General features: G+C 61.8%; 15 protein-coding genes. 11 read left to right on the forward strand and 4 right to left on the reverse strand.

The window, feature by feature from the left end; translation table 11 throughout:
• Positions 1-29 precede the first annotated feature (29 nt).
• The 3 genes from tagH to ACVIHF_RS19080 are packed head-to-tail and all read right to left on the reverse strand — an operon-like array spanning position 30 to position 3,856.
• The gene (tagH, locus tag ACVIHF_RS19070; RefSeq protein ID WP_456792419.1) at positions 30-1,406 is read right to left on the reverse strand and encodes a type VI secretion system-associated FHA domain protein TagH; all 1,377 of its coding nucleotides are present in this window, start codon (positions 1,404-1,406) and stop codon (positions 30-32) included.
• Positions 1,407-1,418: 12 nt separating this feature from the next.
• Positions 1,419-1,982, reverse strand: coding sequence for a DUF6931 family protein (locus ACVIHF_RS19075; protein ID WP_225160378.1), 564 nt, complete (start codon positions 1,980-1,982; stop codon positions 1,419-1,421).
• Between the two features lie 5 nt (positions 1,983-1,987).
• Positions 1,988-3,856: a type VI secretion system Vgr family protein gene (locus ACVIHF_RS19080; protein WP_253608164.1), complete on the reverse strand. Its 1,869-nt coding sequence runs from the start codon at positions 3,854-3,856 to the stop codon at positions 1,988-1,990.
• 350 nt (positions 3,857-4,206) lie between these two features.
• Here ACVIHF_RS19080 and ACVIHF_RS19085 point away from each other — a divergent pair, with 350 nt between their 5' ends.
• The 9 genes from ACVIHF_RS19085 (at position 4,207) to ACVIHF_RS19125 (ending at position 16,173) form a co-directional block, all read left to right on the forward strand.
• Positions 4,207-5,520: a type VI secretion system protein TssA gene (locus ACVIHF_RS19085; RefSeq protein ID WP_253608163.1), complete on the forward strand. Its 1,314-nt coding sequence runs from the start codon at positions 4,207-4,209 to the stop codon at positions 5,518-5,520.
• A gap of 128 nt (positions 5,521-5,648) precedes the next feature.
• Positions 5,649-6,176 (forward strand): type VI secretion system contractile sheath small subunit, encoded by a 528-nt coding sequence (gene tssB / locus ACVIHF_RS19090; RefSeq protein ID WP_092082334.1) that lies wholly within the window; start codon positions 5,649-5,651, stop codon positions 6,174-6,176.
• Between the two features lie 17 nt (positions 6,177-6,193).
• Entirely contained in the window at positions 6,194-7,696 is a 1,503-nt protein-coding gene (tssC, locus tag ACVIHF_RS19095) for a type VI secretion system contractile sheath large subunit (RefSeq protein ID WP_057019596.1), read from the forward strand.
• Between the two features lie 52 nt (positions 7,697-7,748).
• Complete coding sequence (locus tag ACVIHF_RS19100) at positions 7,749-8,234, forward strand: Hcp family type VI secretion system effector (RefSeq protein WP_016843423.1); 486 nt, start codon at positions 7,749-7,751, stop codon at positions 8,232-8,234.
• 68 nt (positions 8,235-8,302) lie between these two features.
• On the forward strand, positions 8,303-8,851 hold the full coding sequence (gene tssE, locus ACVIHF_RS19105) for a type VI secretion system baseplate subunit TssE (RefSeq protein WP_253608162.1): 549 nt from the start codon (positions 8,303-8,305) through the stop codon (positions 8,849-8,851).
• 1 nt (position 8,852) lies between these two features.
• Entirely contained in the window at positions 8,853-10,820 is a 1,968-nt protein-coding gene (tssF, locus tag ACVIHF_RS19110) for a type VI secretion system baseplate subunit TssF (protein WP_253608160.1), read from the forward strand.
• Positions 10,784-11,848 carry a type VI secretion system baseplate subunit TssG gene (gene tssG, locus ACVIHF_RS19115; protein ID WP_456780360.1) on the forward strand — a complete coding sequence of 355 codons (1,065 nt, stop codon included), beginning with the start codon at positions 10,784-10,786 and terminating at the stop codon, positions 11,846-11,848. The genes tssF and tssG overlap by 37 nt, the downstream gene beginning before the upstream one ends.
• A gap of 96 nt (positions 11,849-11,944) precedes the next feature.
• Entirely contained in the window at positions 11,945-14,581 is a 2,637-nt protein-coding gene (gene tssH, locus ACVIHF_RS19120) for a type VI secretion system ATPase TssH (RefSeq protein WP_141339672.1), read from the forward strand.
• A 5-nt stretch (positions 14,582-14,586) separates the two neighbouring features.
• Positions 14,587-16,173 carry a methyltransferase regulatory domain-containing protein gene (locus ACVIHF_RS19125; protein ID WP_456780359.1) on the forward strand — a complete coding sequence of 529 codons (1,587 nt, stop codon included), beginning with the start codon at positions 14,587-14,589 and terminating at the stop codon, positions 16,171-16,173.
• A 56-nt stretch (positions 16,174-16,229) separates the two neighbouring features.
• Here ACVIHF_RS19125 and ACVIHF_RS19130 read toward each other — a convergent pair whose 3' ends face one another.
• Positions 16,230-16,859 carry a hypothetical protein gene (locus ACVIHF_RS19130; RefSeq protein ID WP_141339674.1) on the reverse strand — a complete coding sequence of 210 codons (630 nt, stop codon included), beginning with the start codon at positions 16,857-16,859 and terminating at the stop codon, positions 16,230-16,232.
• Between the two features lie 129 nt (positions 16,860-16,988).
• Here ACVIHF_RS19130 and ACVIHF_RS19135 point away from each other — a divergent pair, with 129 nt between their 5' ends.
• Positions 16,989-17,867, forward strand: a complete 879-nt coding sequence (locus ACVIHF_RS19135) for a hypothetical protein (protein WP_057019602.1) — start codon at positions 16,989-16,991, stop codon at positions 17,865-17,867.
• 126 nt (positions 17,868-17,993) lie between these two features.
• Positions 17,994-19,079 carry a type II toxin-antitoxin system VapC family toxin gene (locus ACVIHF_RS19140; RefSeq protein ID WP_310881672.1) on the forward strand — a complete coding sequence of 362 codons (1,086 nt, stop codon included), beginning with the start codon at positions 17,994-17,996 and terminating at the stop codon, positions 19,077-19,079.
• Positions 19,080-19,101 lie beyond the last annotated feature (22 nt).

Consider the following 19,101-nt stretch of genomic DNA (forward strand, 5'->3'; position numbering starts at 1 on the left):
TGATCGGCGACTGCATCGTCACCGACAGTTCACTTTGACCCCGACTTGTCTGCGCGGTCGTAATATTCGGAGAAATGCAGCATGAAGGTATCGATCGGCGCGCTTTCGTCGCGACCGAGATGCGCGTTCCAGCGCGTCAAAAATTCGTCCCAGAGCTTGCTCTTGTTCGAGCCAAACAAGGATCTTGCGCCGCGCTGAAGCTCGAGCTCGCGCGCCATCAGCGTCGGATCGATACTGGCGATCAGTCCCCGGACGGCATGCTGCATTGCCGCATAAGTCTTCAATTGATGGGTTTTGAGGTCCTTGAAGCCCTGGGCGAAGGCATGCGGCGCATCGAGGTAACTGCGGGTCGGCGGCCCGAACAGGATACGCATCGCGTCTTCCGCGGTCGGCGAGAATTTCAGCGGATTGTTCTCGATGGCCTGGATGGTGGTTTGACTGGTGCTGCGCGTCAGCTGCTTGGCCTGGGTGCGCGCCTGCAGCAGGGCCATCAAGTTTTCCACGGTCATGCGCAGGATGACGCCGAGCTGTTCCGCGAGTTCAGCTTCGGTCTTGTCGGCGAAGAAACCGTCCGGCAGCCCGGCAGCACGTGCGACCAGGCGCGCAAACTCCGGATTGCCGATCGACGCGGCCGTGGCCGGTGCCGGCTCGGCCAGTTGCGGCCGCGGCGCTCCCACATGCCCTGCCGGTGAAGGCGCCGGCGGTGGCGGGGCAGCCGCTTCGTCGTCGGCCCATACCGACGGTCGGCGCGGCGTCGGCATCGCGTGCAGCACGTCGACCGGCGGTTTTGGCGTGGCGACCGGACCGGCTGCCCAGCTCATGTCGTCGTGCAGCGGCGGCTCGCGTTGAGGCATCTGCGGCGAATGGCGGACAGGATCCACACCCGCCGCGGGAACGCTCGCTGCCCAGTCCAGGAATTCCGGATTGACGGGCCGCGCGGCCTCGCGCGGTTTTCGCAACTGCTGCGGGTCGATTGGCGGCGGCACGTCGCGACCGGGAGCCCACAGCTCGTGGTAATCGGCGTGCTGCTGAGCGAGCGGAGCTTGCTGCTGCGCACCATGGCTCGGCGTGCCCTCGGCAGGCTCATCCAGGTCCAGCGAAACGCCAATGACATAGTGGCCGATGACGAGCCGATCGCCGTTGCGCAGCCGATGCGCTCCCCGCATACGCTGGTCGGCACCATTGAGAAAGGTGCCGTTGGTCGAGACGTCGTGCAGCCAGTAGCCGCCGTCGCGATAATGGACCTCGCAATGCTTCCCCGAAATCATCCGTGCCGGATCGGGCAATGTCCAGTCGAGATGGCGGTCCCGGCCAATGTCGACCGAACGCCTTCCGGTGACAGTAAATGACATAGGGCCGCCGTCTGGAAGGTTCGGCTCGTTCTCGATGTTGAAGCGAAGCACCATCACATCGTCTCGTCAGCGTGGAGGGCGCGGTTCGCCGCGTGCCAATTGAATACCATCCTCCAGGCAGGCCGTCATTATCCGGTCCCTGGACTCACGGGTAAGCCGGCAGAGGCCGATCAAAAGGGCTGCGCGAACCGCTCGCGCTGTCTGGTCCGGCTTGGCTTCGACCGGTGCAAATTCCGCGGGAACCACGCTTCCGCCAGACCAACCCGCCGCCAGCGCCAGCCAGGTCGCCGGCTGCTCGGGATCGTTGGCGTTGCCGACCGCCAAAGCCTTGTTGCGCGATTGCTCGTCCGGTTGCCGGACCCAGGTCTCGGCAAAACTGAGCGACCTGCCTTCATTGCCGTCGAAATGGTCGAACATCTGCCGCAACGAGCGACAGCCCCAGGCGACGGCCACGCGCCTGGGGAGCAGATACGCGCAGAAGGATACAGCCTGGTGCCAGTTGCCCGCATCGGCCGCCTCCTGCAGGAAATCCAACGACAGTTTATCCGGAGCGGCTTTGCCGACGTCGTAGCGCGCCAGCGGATAGGCTTCAAAGAGATCGTGGACTGTGCTGAACCGAACCTGATTCATGGCTGTCAGCCGACAATGGTTGGCGTGCCGTGGGCAACCAGCGGGCCGCCGGCCGCGAGCGCCATGGCGGCCTGCGCGGTCATGGTGATGGTTGGCGCGTTGATGACGATGCCGGCTGGAGACAGGATGATCTGGCTTGGGCCAACCTGCAGGGTGATGTTGACGTTGGCCGTGAGGGTGATGCTCAGGCCCGCATCGACGGACTGATCCATCGCCAGCTTGACGTGCTGACCGCCCAATTGGATATCAAGCTTGTCGTTGCCGTTCTTGAGCGTGGTCTTACGAGTATCGCCGCCGAACGCCGCCTCACCGATGGTCCTGGTCTCGGTGTCGCGGACCGTGACGTCGTAGTCCTTCTCGGCGTGCACGGTGATCTTCTCGGACCCCTTCTTGTCCTCGAAGTTCCATTCGTTGTAGCCGCCTCCTCCCTTGGTCGAGTCGGACTTCAGACCCGCAATCGTCTTCTTGGACGGCAGGTCGTAAGGCAGCTTGTATTCATCGTTGTAGACGGTCCCTATCACCAGGGGCCGGTCGGGATCCCCTTCCAGGAATTCCACGACCACCTCCTGCCCGACGCGCGGGATGATCTGACCGCCCCAGCGCTTGCCGGACCAGACTTGCGCCACGCGCAACCGGCACGAGCGCTTCTTCTTCCGATCCCAGAAAAAGCGAACATAGATTTCGCCCAGCGACTCGACGTCGATCTCCTCGCTCGAATTGTCGTCCTTGGTCACCACCTTGGCTGTCTGAATGCCGTTGATCCTCGGCTTCGGCGTCGTCATGGGAGTTCGAAACGGCCGATCGCTCGGCAGAAATTCGTAGCTGCCGAAGTAGACATGCTGTCCGGCGTCGCCGGGGCCGCCAGTGCGATAGGATTCGATGGAAAACGAATGCGCGGCTCGTACCACGAGATATTCGACGTTCTGCGAGTCTTTCGAGTGCTTCTCGAGCTTGGTTAGTCCGCCGGGGAAAAGGTTGACGGCGTCGCCGTTGCCCCGACGGCGCCGATCCATCGCCTGCTCGGCCTGGAGCTGGATCTTCGCATATCGCTCGCCGTCGGACTTCTCCTTGAACTTGCCGGGATAGTCGTAGAACTCCATCTCGGATCGTGTGTAGTGCTCGGAGCCCTTGGCGTCGCTGATCATCTGCGCGTTGGGCTTCTGGTAGTTGTAATCGTTGAGCTCGATCTTCCCGGTGCGGAACCGGCGCTCGGACGCCCATTCATAAATATGCTGCTCGCCGCGACGATCGGAGCCGGTGAGCGGGATGTAGGGGATCTTCGCGAGGCCGTTGATTGGACTGTGCGAGGACTTGGAATCGGCCAGCACCAGCGTGTGCTTGCCGCCTTCATGCTTGAAGAAGTAGTAGATCCCGTGCTGTTCCATCAACCGGCACACGAAATCCAGATCGGTCTCGCGATATTGAACGCAGTATTCGAGCTTTGGACATGAGCCCTCTTCGGTAAGCTTGGACTCATAATCAGTGAAGCCGCGCTCGTTGAAGACTTCCTTGATGATGTCGGGCGCCTTCTTGTCCTGAAAGATCCGGCAATCGGTGGTCCGCGACAGCAGCCACAACCAGGGCCTCAGCACGATCCGGTAACTGAAATAGTCGTTCTTCACCCCCAGCCATTGGGCTTCCGTGAGAATGCCGCTGAACTCGCGTTCCTTCTCGTGCAATTTGATGGTGAGGGTGCACTGCTTGCCGATGGCCCGATCGAAGTCGAGATCGGCTTCCTCGCTGAGACATTCGATGCGGTATTCGAACAGTTCGCTCAGACCTTCGGCGGCCTCGAACCGGGCAAAAACCAGAACGTCCTTGCCAAGGGGGGTCTTGAGCTCGCAGAGGCGGGTATCCTGGGTAAGCTGGCCCATGTGGGCGTTAAACTCCCTCGTTGACCGCACGAGCTGCGCAACCGGCGCATCGGGCGGTCAAGCACGAACGACCGAAATCCGAGCCGGCCATCGGTGGGATGGCCGGCAAGTCCGCTCGGTGTCACCTCTCCTGACGCGGCAACGCACCCGCCCGGGGAAGCCACTGCGGCACTCATGTAGTCGGTTCCAAGCGCTTGCTGGTTCACGGGAAACCGCCATCATCGCGGGAATGAACCGAGGCCGGCGTTGATCTGACCTACCAGTCAATCGGATCATGATCCCCCGCGTGATCCGCTAGATGTCATGGACCTGGCAGAGGGGCCAGGGGCCCGCAGACGGATCCTCTTTGCATGCTCGACGTCGTATCCCTGACCCAGCCCATCGACCCCGACGATCCCTGCGGGCCAGACCTCGATGCGGCCGGCGACGTCCAGTACCTGAACTTCTTCGCAGCTGCGGAATCGCTGCTGCCGATGTCGTATTTCGAGGTCGTCAACGCGAATGGAGAGCGCGGACGCTTCGACCCGAAGGCCATCGATATTGCCGGCCAGTTCGCCGCTGCGCAGCCCCTGTTGGCTCGCACCCGCGATCTGCGCCTGACCATGCTGCTCGCCAAGTTTTCCATCCTGAACCGCGATCTCGACGGCTTCCTCGGCTGCCTGCGGGCAACCACCCTGCTGCTCCGCGAACAATGGGAAGCGGTTCACCCGAGGGGCGAGGACGGCGACTATGCCTTTCGTGCCGTCACCATCGAGGCGATCGACGTGTTTCCGACGGTGATCAACCCGCTCCAATTCCTCCCCCTGATCGAAAATCGAAGGCACGGCAGCCTCAACTACCGTGCCTATCAGATTGCCAAGGGCGAAATTCCCGCCGGCGATGCCGATGTCGACACGCCAGATCTCGGAACCATCGAGCGCATCGTCAGCGAGACCGATCTCGACACCCTCAAGGCGGTGAGCGCCCGCTGTTCCGCGGTCGCTGCCGAGATCGCCGGCATCAAATCGGTTTGGCACGAAAAGTTGAACTCGGGGCAACCCATCAGTCTCGACCGGCTGGCGGGTGTCGCGAATGGCATGGCCGGCTGGCTCGCGACTCTGGTCGCTGCACGCGATCCGGCCGCAATTGCCCCGTCTCCGGACGAGACTGCTCAAGACGGCCCGCAGCCTCCGATCGAAATCGCCGGCGCAGTGATGTCACCCGGACAGGCGTCCGCGGCGCTGGCGGCGGCTGCCGACTATTTCGCTCGAAAGGAACCGTCGAGCCCGGCGCTGTTGCTGGTGCGGCAGGCGCAGGACATGGTTGGCAAATCGTTTATCGAAGTGATGCGGATGCTGATGCCGGCCCACGTCGAGAGCGCCGCCATCAATATCGGTCGCGACAAGGTCTTCGACCTGCCGATCGAGCGCATGGCGGAGTTCGCCACCTCGCTCCCATCCGCGGCCGAAAACGAGGCTCAAGACGCTGTTTTTGCAGCCGAAAACAGAGCCCAGGCGTTGGACCTGCTGAGCAAGGTCGCGTCGTTCTTCCGAGCCGCGGAGCCGTCCAGCCCGATCCCGTTCCTGGTCGATCGCGCACGCGAACTCTCACAGCGAGACTTCCTCAGCCTGCTGAACGAAGTGCTGCCCGAGGGCGCTCTGAAGGCGATCGACAAATCGAATTGAACCCGCCTTCCGTTCGACGGGACTAACTGAACGGAAGGAAGCTCCGCCGACGAAAGACCGAGGCACTTCCCTGCCTGCGTCGTGCAAGTCGGCTTCCGCAGAGATTTTTTTGTGAAGAGGGCAACCCAATGGCAACCGACAGCGGTCAAAAATTCATTCGCCGAAACCGCGCACCGCGCGTGCACATCACTTACGAAGATCCCTACGATGCCGAGCGGCTGATCGAACTGCCGTTCGTCATGGGCGTCCTGTCCGATCTTTCCGGCAACAACCCCGGCATCGAGAAGACGAAGGTCGAGGAGCGCAAGTTCCTCGAGTTCGACATGGACAATTTCGACAACCGCATGGCGGCGATCCAGCCCGGCGTGACGGCGCGCGTCGCCAACCGTCTCAGCGACGGGTCCGACGAAAAGATCTCCGTCAACCTGCGCTTCAACAAGATATCCGACTTCACGCCGGTGGCGGTCGCCCGCCAGGTGCCGGCGACGGCCAAGCTGCTCGAAGCGCGTGAACAGCTCGCCAACCTGCTGCGCTACATGGATGGCAAGGTGGGTGCCGAGGACCAGCTGAAGAAGCTCCTCGCCGATCCTCAACTGATGGCCGCACTGCGCGAGCGCGCGACCAGCCAGTCCACCGAATCCGACAGCAACAGCTAAGGGAAGGAATGGGGACCATGGCAAAAGAAGCAATCCACAAAGAGACCACCGCCAAGGTCGGGACCGTCGAGGCTGACGAGTTCGCCGCCCTGCTGAAGCAAAGCTTCAAGCCGCGCACCGAACGTGCGGCGACCGAAGTCGAGAACGCGGTGTCCACGCTCGTTCAGGAAGCGCTGAAAGATACGAGCGTCATCAAGTCGGACGTGCTCGACACCATCGAGGAGATGATCGCGCGGATCGATCAGAAGCTGACCGCGCAGATGAACGAGATCCTGCACGCGCCCGAATTCCAGGCGATCGAAAGTGCCTGGCGCGGCCTCCACTACCTCGTCTTCAACTCCGAGACCGACGCCAACCTCAAGATCCGGGTGATGAACGTCTCCAAGAACGAGCTGTATCGGAACCTGCGGCTCTATCCCGATGCGCGCTGGGACCAGAGCCCGCTGTTCAAGCAGATCTACGAGTACGAATTTGGCCAGTTGGGCGGCGAGCCGTTCGGCTGCCTGATCGGCGACTACTATTTCAGCCACCTCCCCACCGACGTGCAGTTGCTCCGCGATCTCAGCAAGATCGCCGGCGCCGCGCACGCCCCCTTCTTCAGCGGCGCCGAGCCTACGCTGATGGGAATGGACTCGTGGACCGAACTGTCCAACCCTCGCGACATCGGCAAGGTGTTCGACACGCCGGAATACGCCGCATGGAAGGGACTGCGCGATCAGGACGACTCGCGCTATCTCGGTCTGTGCATGCCGCGCGCACTGGGCCGCCTCCCCTACGGCGCCAAATCGGAGCCGGTGGAAGAGTTCGCCTTCGAAGAGGAGACGGACGGGCACACCGGTGACAAATACGGCTGGATCAACGCCGCCTATGCGATGGCGGTCAACATCAACCGCGCCTTCAAGGAGTTCGGCTGGTGCACGCGCATCCGCGGCGTCCAGTCCGGCGGCGAGGTCATCAACCTGCCGACGCATACGTTCCCGACCGACGACGGTGGCGTCGACCTGAAATGCCCGACCGAGATCGCCATCAGCGATCGTCGCGAGCACGAGCTTGCAAAGGCGGGACTGATCCCGCTGATCCATCGCAAGAACACCGACAAGGCCGCCTTCATCGGCGCCCAGTCGCTCTATAAGCCGAAGAAGTATTTCGGCGACAAGGGCGTGGATGCAACCGCGTCCGACAACCTGTCGTCACGCCTGCCCTACATGTTCGCAGTATCCCGCTTTGCGCATTATCTGAAGTGCATGGTTCGCGACAAGATCGGATCCATGAAGGAAAAGGATGAGCTGACGGTCTGGCTGCAGACCTGGATCAACGAATACGTTGATGCCAATCCGGCCTTGTCGTCAGAAGCTCAGAAAGCGCGCAAGCCGCTGGCCGCTGCGAAGGTTGAGGTCATAGCAAACGAGGAGAACCCGGGATATTACAACGCGCGCTTCTTTCTCCGTCCACACTTTCAACTGGAAGCGATGGACGTCGGTCTCAGTCTCGTTTCGCGCCTGCCAGGCCCGAGCTCCTGACGCCGCGCTATTGCAACCGTCACTCATCAGAGAATTTTGAAAGGGCTATGCTATGGCTGTCGACATCTTTTTGAAACTCGATCCGATCAAGGGCGAGTCGCTCGACGACAAACACAAGGACGAAATCGACATTTTGAGCTGGTCGTTTGGCGAGAGCCAAAGCGGCACGTTCCACAGCGGGTCGGGCGGCGGCGCCGGCAAGGTCGCGGTTCAAGACCTCCACTTCACGCACTTCGTGGACAAGGCGACGCCCGAGCTTTTCAAGGTCTGCGCCAATGGAAAGCACATCGACAGCGCCATCCTCACGGTACGCAAGGCCGGTGAACACCCGCTCGAATATCTCAAGATCGAGATGAAGCACGTTCTGGTCTCGAGCGTCTCGACGGGCGGATCGCACGGCGAGGATCGCCTCACCGAAAACGTCAGCCTGAACTTCCAGAAGGTCAAAATGACCTACAAGACCCAGACGGAAAAAGGCGGCGCCGGCGCGTCTCCGGTGTTCGGATGGGACGTTGCGGCCAACAAGGAATGGGCCTGATCGCAGGCTTCCTGCCCGGCGCCGGTTGTCCATAGCGGCAATCGGCGCCGGCTGTACGGGGACCGTCAATGACCGTTACGCCAAGGAAGGATCGGCTCTCTCCGCCATTGATGCTGGCCTTTCGTGCGGCTCATGACGCGCGCGATGCGCGCAAACCACTCGAACTGCGCGATCAGTTCGGTGAGCGAGTCATAGCGGGACGGCGCAGCGCCGGTCGATTCCCGATCTCGGAGACGCTGCTAAGGCGCGAGGTTTCGCAGGACGTCGAAACTCTCCTCAACACCATTGCCCTCGAATCGACGCTTGACCTGACGGGTCGCAGCTGCGTCCGCACCTCGATCTTGAACTATGGTTTCCCCGATATCGCAAACCGTTCGATCGACGAAGTCACCGACGAGGAGCTCAGCGATGCCCTGCGCATGTCGCTGACGACTTACGAGCCGAGACTCGATCGCAAGTCCATCCGGGTGCGGCGCGACACCTCCGTGGGCCCCGAGCAGCTCAAGCTGCGCTTTGTCGTGCATTCCGACCTGAAGTGCGAACCGCTCAACGTCCCCGTGGAATTCGTCGCAGACGTCGACCTCGACAGCGGCGATATACAGATCAACCGATTATAGCATGAACCGCGAATTCCTCGACTTTTACAATCGTGAACTGTCGCTGCTGTACGAGCACGCGGAAGGTTTTGCCGAGGAATATCCTGGTATCGCCGAGCGCCTCGGCGGTCTGGTCCGCGACCGCTCGGATCCGATGATCTCAGGCCTGCTGGAAGGCGCTGCATTTCTCGCCGCCCGTGTCCAGCTCAAGCTCAAGCACGAGTTTCCGGAATTCACGGCGAACCTGCTTGAGCAGTTGGTTCCGAATTATCTCGCGCCAACTCCGTCCGCCATGCTGGTCAGGATTCAGCCGACCTACGCCGATCCGGCATTGCGCGACGGCAAGAAGATTGCGCGGGGCGCCTATTTCGACGCGAACTATCGCGAAAGGGAACGGAGCCTCGCCTGCCGATTCCGGCTTTGCCGCGATATCGTGCTTTGGCCTTTTGACGTCACCGGCGCCGAATATTTTGCGACCGCGGGCGCGTTGCAGGCCCTCGGGATTCCAGTCGGCGGAGAAGTTATCGCTGGGCTCAGGCTCTCCTTGACGCACCGTACCGCCGCGCGGCTCGACGAGGAGCCGGCGGACGCCGAGACTCGCAACAAACCGGAGACCTGGTTCGCCGGCTGCCGCACCAGCGAACTGCCCATCTACCTGACCGGCGCCGAGTCGGATGCCATCGCACTCTACGAGCAACTGACCTCGAACTGCGTCGGGCTCTATTTTCGCTATCTCGACGATTTCGGCGATCCGGTCGTCATCCGGGCTCCGAACGACTGTGTGCAGCAGGTCGGCTTCAGCGAGAACGAATCCCTGTTTCCGAACGACAACCGGGTCTTTCGCGGCTCGGAGTTATTGCGGGAATATTTCGTGTTTCCGCGCAAGTTCCTTGGCGTCAATCTGACGCAGCTTCGCGCTGTGATGCCGCGGTTGCGCAGCAAATCCATCGATATCGTCTTCGCGTTCGATGAACACAACTCGCGTCTCGCCGCCTCGGTCCGGGCGGATACGTTCAGTCTCTACACCGCCCCGGCGATCAACCTGTTCGAAAAGACCAGTGATCGCATCCCGATCAAGTCGAACACCTACGAATACCACGTGGTGCCCGACCGAAGCCGCTACCTCGAATACGAGCCGCACCAGGTGCTGGAGGTTTACGCGCACTTTCCGGCGGAAAAGGACAAGCGGCGCGTGCGTCCGCTGTACTCCGCCGCCGTCGACAGGACGGCCGGATCGGTCGAGGGACTTTATTACACGGTTCGTCGGCTGCCGCGGCGGCGCACCGTCGAAGAGAAGACCTATGGCGCGGCCTCGGACTATACCGGGACGGACATGTTCCTCTCGCTGCTCGAGCCCGGCGACCCGAGCGGCGACGGATCCGCCGCCGAGCTGAGCGTCCGCGCGCTGTGCTCCAACCGGCATCTCACGGAACATCTGCCGGTCGGCCAGGGCGGAGCCGACTTTCGCCTGCTGGACGACACCTCGCTCGAGCTGATGTGCATCGCCGGCCCCACCCGACCACGCGAGCCGGTGGTGGCGCAGTTGCGCAGCCGCAGCGAAATCGCCAATAGCGGCGTCGTCAGCTGGCGCCTGATCAACATGCTGAGTTTGAACTATCTCGGCCTCGTGGAACGCAGCGGCGGCAAGAACGCCGGAGCACTGCGGGAGATGCTGTCATTGTTCGCCGACCAGTTCGACGACGCGACGGAGCGAAAGATTCGTGGTGTGCGCAGCGTCGAGAGCAGGCCCGTGGTGCGGCGGGTGCGTGAGCGTACCGGCAGTGGCGCAGCGCGCGGCCTGGAGATCACGGTCACGCTTGACGAGAAGGCATTCGAGGGCAGCGGCGTGTTCCTGCTCGGGGCTGTGCTGGAACGCTTCTTCGCCGACTATTCAGGCTTCAACACCTTCACCCAGACCGTCATCTCGACCCCGGAGCGCGGCGAGATCATGCGTTGGCCGGCCCGCATGGGCACCCGGAGGCCGCTGTGACGCTGATCGACCAGATGAAGGCCGAGCCGTGGCGGTTCGATTTCTTTCAGACGCTCCGCCAGCTCGAGCGATGCAATCCGGATCGACCGCGGATCGGCGACAGTGCAGCGCGTCGCGAGGAGTTTGTCGACCTCGGTCAAACCCCCTATCTGGAATTTCCCGCCTCCAATCTGAGCTCGGTCGACGATCGTGATGGCAGGCTCAAAATTCTGGTCAAATTCCTCGGCCTGCTCGGACCGCAGGGCGCGCTGCCGCTGGCTACCACCGATGAGAGCGTCGGCTGGCAGTTGATGCGGGACGACGCTTTCCCCCGTTTTCTCGACCTGCTGAACGGACGCTTTCTGCAGTTGTTCTTTCGAGCCTGGGCAGACGCACGGCCGATCGCCCAGCATGATCGGCCATCCGACGACCGCTTCATCGCTTATGTCGGCTCCTTCGCCGGCCTCGGCTCCGATATTTTTGCCAATCGGGATACCGTGCCTGACATGGCGAAGCTGAGCTTCGCCGGGCTGGTTTCACCGAGAGCGAAATCCGCATCACGACTGGCGCGGCTGCTGCAAGGGCTGTTCGATGTCAGGGTCGAGATCGACGAGTTCGTCGGCACGTGGCTCCCATTCGACCCAAGCCATTGCAGCCGGCTCGGCGGGACGCACGCCAAGCTTGGTCACGACGCGCTCCTGGGCTCGCGTGTGTTCAGCGTCGAAGACAAGATCAGGGTTCGCGTGTTCGTGAAGGATTTTGCTCAATACGAGCAGTTCCTGCCCACCGAAGCGCCGAACCTGTCCGAGCCCCTGGCTGACGCCGCCTACTTCTACATCGGCGACGAACTCGAGTGGGAGGTGGAACTTGCCATTCCGGCGGGAGCGGTTGTCCCGATGAAGCTCGGGCAGAGCGGACGCCTTGGATGGACCAGCTGGGTTTCGCCGAACTGGGCCTCGACCGAGGAGTATCGGCGCGATGCACGCTTTCACCTTGCCGAGCGTCTCAGAGCCCGGCGCAACGCTGCGACTGATCAGCAGCCGATTTGAACCTAAGCATCGCTCCGATTGTCCTAACATCATGGGAATTCGAGCCGATTTCCGCGACGACCCGGCATCGTCCGGGATTGAGCAGGAGGCGCCATCGTGACCGATATCAGCCTTGAGGCCGTGACTGGCAAACTGAACCGGGCCGGCTACGATGCCTTCATACAGGCCCTGCGCCACGCCAAGAGCGTCAGCAACCGTAACGTGGAGCTTGCGCACTGGCTGTTTCACATCCTGCAACAGGAGCGGACCGACCTCAGCCTGTCGGTGGATCACTACAAGCTCGACCGCGCGCGGCTGCTGTCGGACCTCGCGGGCGTCATCAACGGTTTCCGCAAGAACGAAACCGACATGCCGGGCGTCGCCAATTCGGTCATCGATATTCTCGACCGTGGCTGGCACTACGCCACGCTGTTCTTCGGCGAGACCCAGATCCGCACCGGACATCTCCTGGTCGCCGGATTGAAATCGAACGAGATCCGTCGTGCGCTCAACAACATCTCGCAGGAATTCGCCAAGATAAATGTCGACGCATTGGCTGCGGAGCACCGCGCCATCTGGGCAGGCTCCGAGGAGGAGACCATGCGTCCGATGGACGGCTCCGGATTGGCCGGTGCCGGTACTGACGGTACGGACCGGGCGAATCCCAAGGGGACGACGCCGCTCGACCGGTTCTCCCAGGATCTGACCGCCAAGGCCAGATCGGGCCAGATGGACCCGATCCTCGGTCGAGACGACGAAATCCGCCAATTGATCGACGTGCTGATGCGCCGGCGGCAAAACAATCCGATCCTCACCGGCGAGGCCGGCGTCGGCAAGACTGCCGTGGTCGAGGGATTTGCCCAGCGCATTGCCGCCGGCGAGGTGCCGCCGCCGCTGCGCAACGTCAGGCTCTGCGCGCTGGATATCGGCCTGATGCAGGCCGGTGCCTCGATGAAGGGCGAGTTCGAGCAGCGCCTGCGCTCGGTGATCGACGAGGTACAGAACTCGCCTACCCCGATCATCCTGTTCATCGACGAAGCGCACACGCTGATCGGGGCCGGTGGCGCCGCCGGCACCGGCGACGCGGCCAATCTCCTCAAGCCTCCCCTCGCCCGCGGCACGCTGCGGACCATCGCCGCCACCACCTGGGCAGAGTATCGCCAGTACATCGAAAAGGACCCCGCACTCACACGGCGCTTTCAGCCGATCCAGGTCGATGAGCCGGATGTCGAGACCTGTTGCATCATGCTGCGCGGTCTCCTGGGCCCGATGGAGAAGCACCACGGCGTTCGCATTTCGGACGCCGCGATCGTGACCGCGGTCAACCTGTCGCATCGCTACATTCCGTCCCGACAGCTGCCGGACAAGGCGGTCAGCCTGCTGGACACAGCTTCAGCACGGGTAGCCATCAGTCAAAGCGCGACGCCGGCCCTGATCGAGGACGCTCGCGTCGCGATCGCGGCCCGCGAGGCCGAACGATCAGCGCTGGTCAGCGACGGCGATCTCGGGGACGAGAACAGCGAGCGCATCACCACAATCGACGGCGACATAGCGACGCTGAAGGCCAAGCTGTCCGGCCTGGAGGCCGACTGGGCCAAGGAACAGGAGCTCGTCAAGGACATCCGCAGCATTCGCGAAATCCTCTCCGAGAACGGCGACGAAGATCGAGCGACGAAGCGCGTCGAGTTGCGCGGCAAGTTCGAGACACTGGAAGGCATCAATCCGGAAAAGCGGATGATCTATGCCCATGTCGACCAGCAGTCGGTGGCCTCTGTCGTGTCCGACTGGACCGGTATCCCGACCGGCAGAATGATGCGCGACGAGATCGAAACCGTCCTGAAGCTACCCGAAATTCTCAATCGCCGCGTGGTCGGCCAGTCCCACGGGCTGACGATGATTGCGAAACGAATCGAGACCAGCCGCGCCAAGTTGGACAACCCGTCCAAGCCGATCGGCGTTTTCATGCTGGCCGGACCGTCCGGCGTGGGTAAGACAGAAACCGCCCTCGCGCTTGCCGAAACCCTTTATGGCGGCGAGCAGAACATGATCACGATCAACATGTCGGAGTTCCAGGAGGCCCATACGGTCTCGACCTTGAAGGGCGCACCTCCGGGTTACGTCGGCTATGGTGAAGGCGGCCGGCTCACCGAAGCGGTCCGGCGCAAGCCCTACAGCGTTATCCTGCTCGACGAGGTGGAGAAGGCCCATCCCGACGTCCATGAGATCTTCTTCCAGGTGTTCGACAAGGGAGTCATGGAGGACGGCAACGGTCGGCGAATCGATTTCAAGAACACATTGATCATTCTGACCACGAACGTCGGCACCGATCTCATCATGAGCCTGGCGCGCGATCCGAAGTATCGCAACGAGCCGGAAGAACTCGCCAGGCTGCTGCGGCCGGAATTGCTGAAGGTGTTCCCTGCCGCGTTGCTTGGGCGCATCGTCTCGATCCCCTACTTTCCGCTTTCGGACGAGATGCTTGCCGGCATCGTCAGATTGCAGCTCGACCGGATCGGACAGCGCCTCCGCGATAATCACAAGGCTGCCTTCGGCTACGACGATGCAGTCGTCGAGCACATCGTATCCCGTTGCAACGATCCGGACTCCGGCGGGCGGATGATCGACAACATCATCACCAACACGCTGCTGCCCGAACTGTCGCGCGAATTCCTCAGCAAGTCTCTCGCCAAGGAGGAGGTCAAGCAGACGCGCGTCTCGATCGTGAACGACAAGTTTGCATATTCGTGGAACTGACTGCGATGAACATCCAGACCGAGCACCGCCAGCCGACCACCGGCACCACACCATACGATGAGGTGTATTATCCCGGGCATGTCTACGGGCTCACCCACCCGAACCATCTGGCAACGCTCGCTGCGGTCTACGGCATGCAGCCGGCTCCGGTCGAGCGCAGCCGGGTCCTGGAGCTCGGCTGCGGCGTTGGCGGCAATCTGTTGCCGATGGCTTTTCAATATCCGGACAGCGAGTTCATCGGTATCGACCTGAGCGGCGTTACGATCGAACGCGGACAGCGGAACATCGCCGCATTGGGCTTGAGCAACGTCAGGCTTCTGCATTGCGACATCATGGATGTCGACGCTGCCTTCGGACAGTTCGACTACATCATCGCCCATGGCGTGTATTCATGGGTACCACCGATCGTGCGCGAGAAGATGATGTCCATCTTCAAACGGAATTTGGCGCCACAGGGGCTCTGCTACGTCAGTTATAACGCGCACCCGTTCTCGCATCTTCGCGACATGGTCCGCGACATGATGCGCTACCACACCCGGCGCATCACCGGGATGAAGGAGAAAGTGGGACAAGCTCGCGCCATCGTGAAATTTCTCAGCGAAGGATCGAAGTCCAGCTCGGTGCACGGTACAGTCATGCGCGACCAGTGCAACCGCGTGCTCAAGGCTCCGGACGAGTTGCTTTTTCACGACGATCTCGATTCTGGCGCGACGGCGTTCCTGCTGCACGAAGTCGTCGAAGACGCCGGCCGACATGGGCTGCAATATCTGAGCGACGCCGATTTCTCACGACGCTATCTTGCCGGTTACACCGAAGAGGTCCGCGCCACGCTGCAGCGCTTTCCCGAAAGCGAGTTCATGGCGCGCGATCAGTATCAGGACTTCATCGACGGCAACGGGTTTCGGCGTACGTTGCTCTGCCACGAAGGCATCTCCCTTGACCGCAAGGTCGATCTCGACTTCATCACCGCCTTCTATCTGCTGAGCACCACCAGCCCACGTCGCCCCGACGCCTGCCTGACCGACGATTCCGAGATGGAATTTGAAAATCAGGACGGCAGCCGAATCACCGTGACCAATCCGCTCCTGAAGGCCGCACATCTTTGTCTCGGCCGGGCCTGGCCGCGCGCACTCTCGTTCACTGAACTGCTCGATGGCGCCCGGACGCTGCTGGAAGGCCGGCAAACAGCCGATGACCAACGGATATTGACGGAAGCGCTCTATATCCTGGCCTGCAGCGGCGAGGTCTCCTTTCTGAAATCACGGCCGTTTCTCGTGAAAGAAGTCACGGATTGTCCGCAGGCGAGTCTCCTCGCCCGCAGACAGGCGCAGAGCGGCCCGCTGGTCACCAATCTGCTTCACCAAACCGTGCAGTTGGAGGACGACAGGACGCGCCACTTTCTGCAACTGCTCGACGGCTCCCGGACGATCGAGCAAATCACAGCCGAAATGACTGAAACCTTCGGACCGACCATCCAGGTCAAGCAATTGGATGATGCCGGGCAGCCCGCCGAGCCGTTGCTGCTGTCAACCCGACAAAGCGTTGACCGTTCGCTGGCGACGGTCGGCAAACTGGGTTTGCTGGTGGCCTGAGGACGGGCGGCAAGGAGCCGGCCCGTCATTTTGTGGAGCGGACGCCCCACGTCCCATCAGCCGTCGTGGGTGTATTGTTGGCCGAGCAGCCACCCGGTGAGAATGCCGCCGGGTCCGCTGGCATAGACCGCGCTAAGGCCGACACCGGCGCGCAGCATCTGCCATTCATGCTCGCCGACCCAGGGAATGCCGGGATCACCCTTCTGATATTGCGACAGCAACGTTCGGGCGACTTCCGCGGCATTGGCGTAGATCGGGCCGTTCGCCCAGCGGGGTCGCGGCAGGCCCGTCATGCGGCAGTAGAGCGCGGTACAGACATAGGCGGACGCCTCCTCCGCATTGCCGTCAAGGCCAGTACGCAGCAGATCGTAAGCCGCATGCAAGGCCTCGTGGACGATATAGGCTTCGTCCATTCGCCCCGTCGCCGACACGACCTCCAGCGTATTCGCCGCGACGACCGTACCGTCCGCCCGGGTCCGCGCGACGTCGTTATATTGTGCCGCAACATTTGCCGCGAGGTCCGTCGGAACTCTGACGCTGACCTGTCCCAACCGGATCGCGCGAGCGACGTGATGGAACGTTTGCGGTGCAATCGTCACGTGGCTGCCACGGATCGGAAACCGGAAGCGAATGCGTGCGACCGCCGGGCCATTGAGTACGTCTAGCACCCTGCTCCGAAGTGACATCGGATCGTCCTTGCTGTTGACACTGCTCCACGAATGGTGGTCGGCGTTTCCGGTTGGGAGGTTCAGTTGAACCCGGCCCCGGCCGGATCAGACAAATCGGGGACTGGCTTTCACTCGGAGGGCAGCCCCGTGACGACCACCGACCCGACCACGACCGACACTTACCGCAAGATCGCGGCGCGGCTGACCATGCTCCGGCCGCAGATCGATCTGTCGAAATATTTCGCGGGGCCGAATCCCAATGTCCGCCTCTATGACGAGAAGGCCTATATCCGACGCCAATTGGAGAAGTATGGCGTCGCGGCCGCGACGAGCACGCTCGACGGCGTCACGTTCCTGCCCAAGGACTGGGAAGACCTGATCAAGACGCTGCGCATTGCCAAGACGTCGGACGGATTCGACGCCTTCGCCGAAGGCAAAAGCCCGGAGAAGCCGTCGCATTGGGCCCTCGATCTGTCGATGGCAGCCACAATCGGCAAGGGATTCCGGGAGATCTGGCGCCCAAAGCTATCCGACCGGCCGCTCTCGACGCGAGACCTTCCGGGCCGGCACGGCTTCGGGCTCGGGCGCGGCCGAGGGCAATGGAGCGACGACTATAGCGCGCAGTTCGGCAAGGACCCGCAGCCGCAGGACATCACGTCGCTGCATTTCGCGGTAGCGCCGGACCGGGTCAATGTTCACATCGACGAGACCGGCTTCGTGTTTGAGGGCGCAGACGGCGCCCTCACGGTCGGACCGAATTTCGGCCACCACGCCGTCAATGAACTGTTCTGGAAGAGCAATCCTCACCTGCCGCGCTGGGCGATCGATCACATCGACCTGATCCTGCCGAACAGCGCCAACGATTTTTCGCGATTTGGCGTTTCGGTCGACCTGTATCAACGCAAGGACTTGCGCGTCACCGTCACCGGCTCCTGCGGCATTTTCGGAGGATTCGAGTGCTCGGGAACGTTAAGCGTCAGTGGAACGCATGATCTGCTTGGCTCCAAGCCGAAAGGCGCGCGCTGACGATCGCATGTCTGCGATCGAGGGTGCGGCAGAGCCGCTTGAACCGGCGCTTCAGCAGACGCGACTGAGGGATAGGCTCGCCGACGCAAAATGCGTCCTACAGTTTATGCCAATGGTGTTGTTGCAATGGCGCCCTTAAAGCCCCCCGTCTGGCTCGATACCAATATTCTTATAGACATACAGAACGGGCAAAGAGCTGCGGCGAGCACCGCCGAGAAAGCGCTCAGCCGACGCTTCGAGAATGAAATTCTCAATCTGGCCAAGGACGGTCACGAGGTTCTGATCTCACCGCGGGTCAAGTTTGAATTTCTAAAGGGAGCGCGTGCTCAGTCCGGCGAAAAATTGCTCACTGACTTGCGGATCGTCGAAGACAAAATGATGACCCAGGTGCCCCGCGCGCAAGTTTGGAAGTGGGGCAATGAGGGTTTGAATCACGGGCTTTCCGCGTTCGATTCCGATGTTGTTGCCCAGGTCAGGGCAGGCGGAGTGGCTCGCGGCATCAAGAATCCGGTGTTGCTGACCAGGGACAGCGGAGGAACGCTCATTGCGATGCGCAGGAGAGGCGTTCAAGCGCTCGACTTCCGGGCACCGGAGGTGAGACTGAAGGTCCCGCGGAACACACCGACCCCGCCAGAGGTCCCGCCGCCGCCGGCAGGCTCCGTCGCTGGCGAAGGATTTTGGAGCGCGGCCAAGGCCGGCTTCAAGGCGGGTTTAAAGGAGGCTTTCAAGGCCGAGAACATCGCTGCGATGATCCCCGATCTGGTCCTTATGGTGGCTGACAAGGTCGCGGCCCGAGAGGCACTCAAGAACATTCAAGTCAAGTTCATCAAGGAGGGGTTCGCAAAGGGCGTTGCAGCGGGCGTCATGGGTTGGTCCGAGGAGGAAGTTGCATCAAATCTGATGAACCGCATCACCGCGTTCAGAGTTCAAGGTCTGGAAGACCCTGCTGGCATCCTGACGCGCGCGACCATTCTGCAAGTGGCCGAAGCGTACGAAAACTATGCGGTGGTGATTGGATTTCAGTTCAGCTCTGCCAAGGACCTGAAATGGAAGCGCGAGATGGTCGCCAAGGGCTCCAAGATTCTGCATCAGTATGGATATTATTTCGGAACCGATCCGCAGGCGCTATTTGAGTACGAGTTCATCGACAAGCTAGCGTGGACGCTTCAGCCGACCACCAATGCGATAGTTGAACCTGCAATCCGCCACTGAAAACGATCATATTGCTGGTGAT

The organism is Bradyrhizobium sp. USDA 4506, assembly GCF_054058795.1.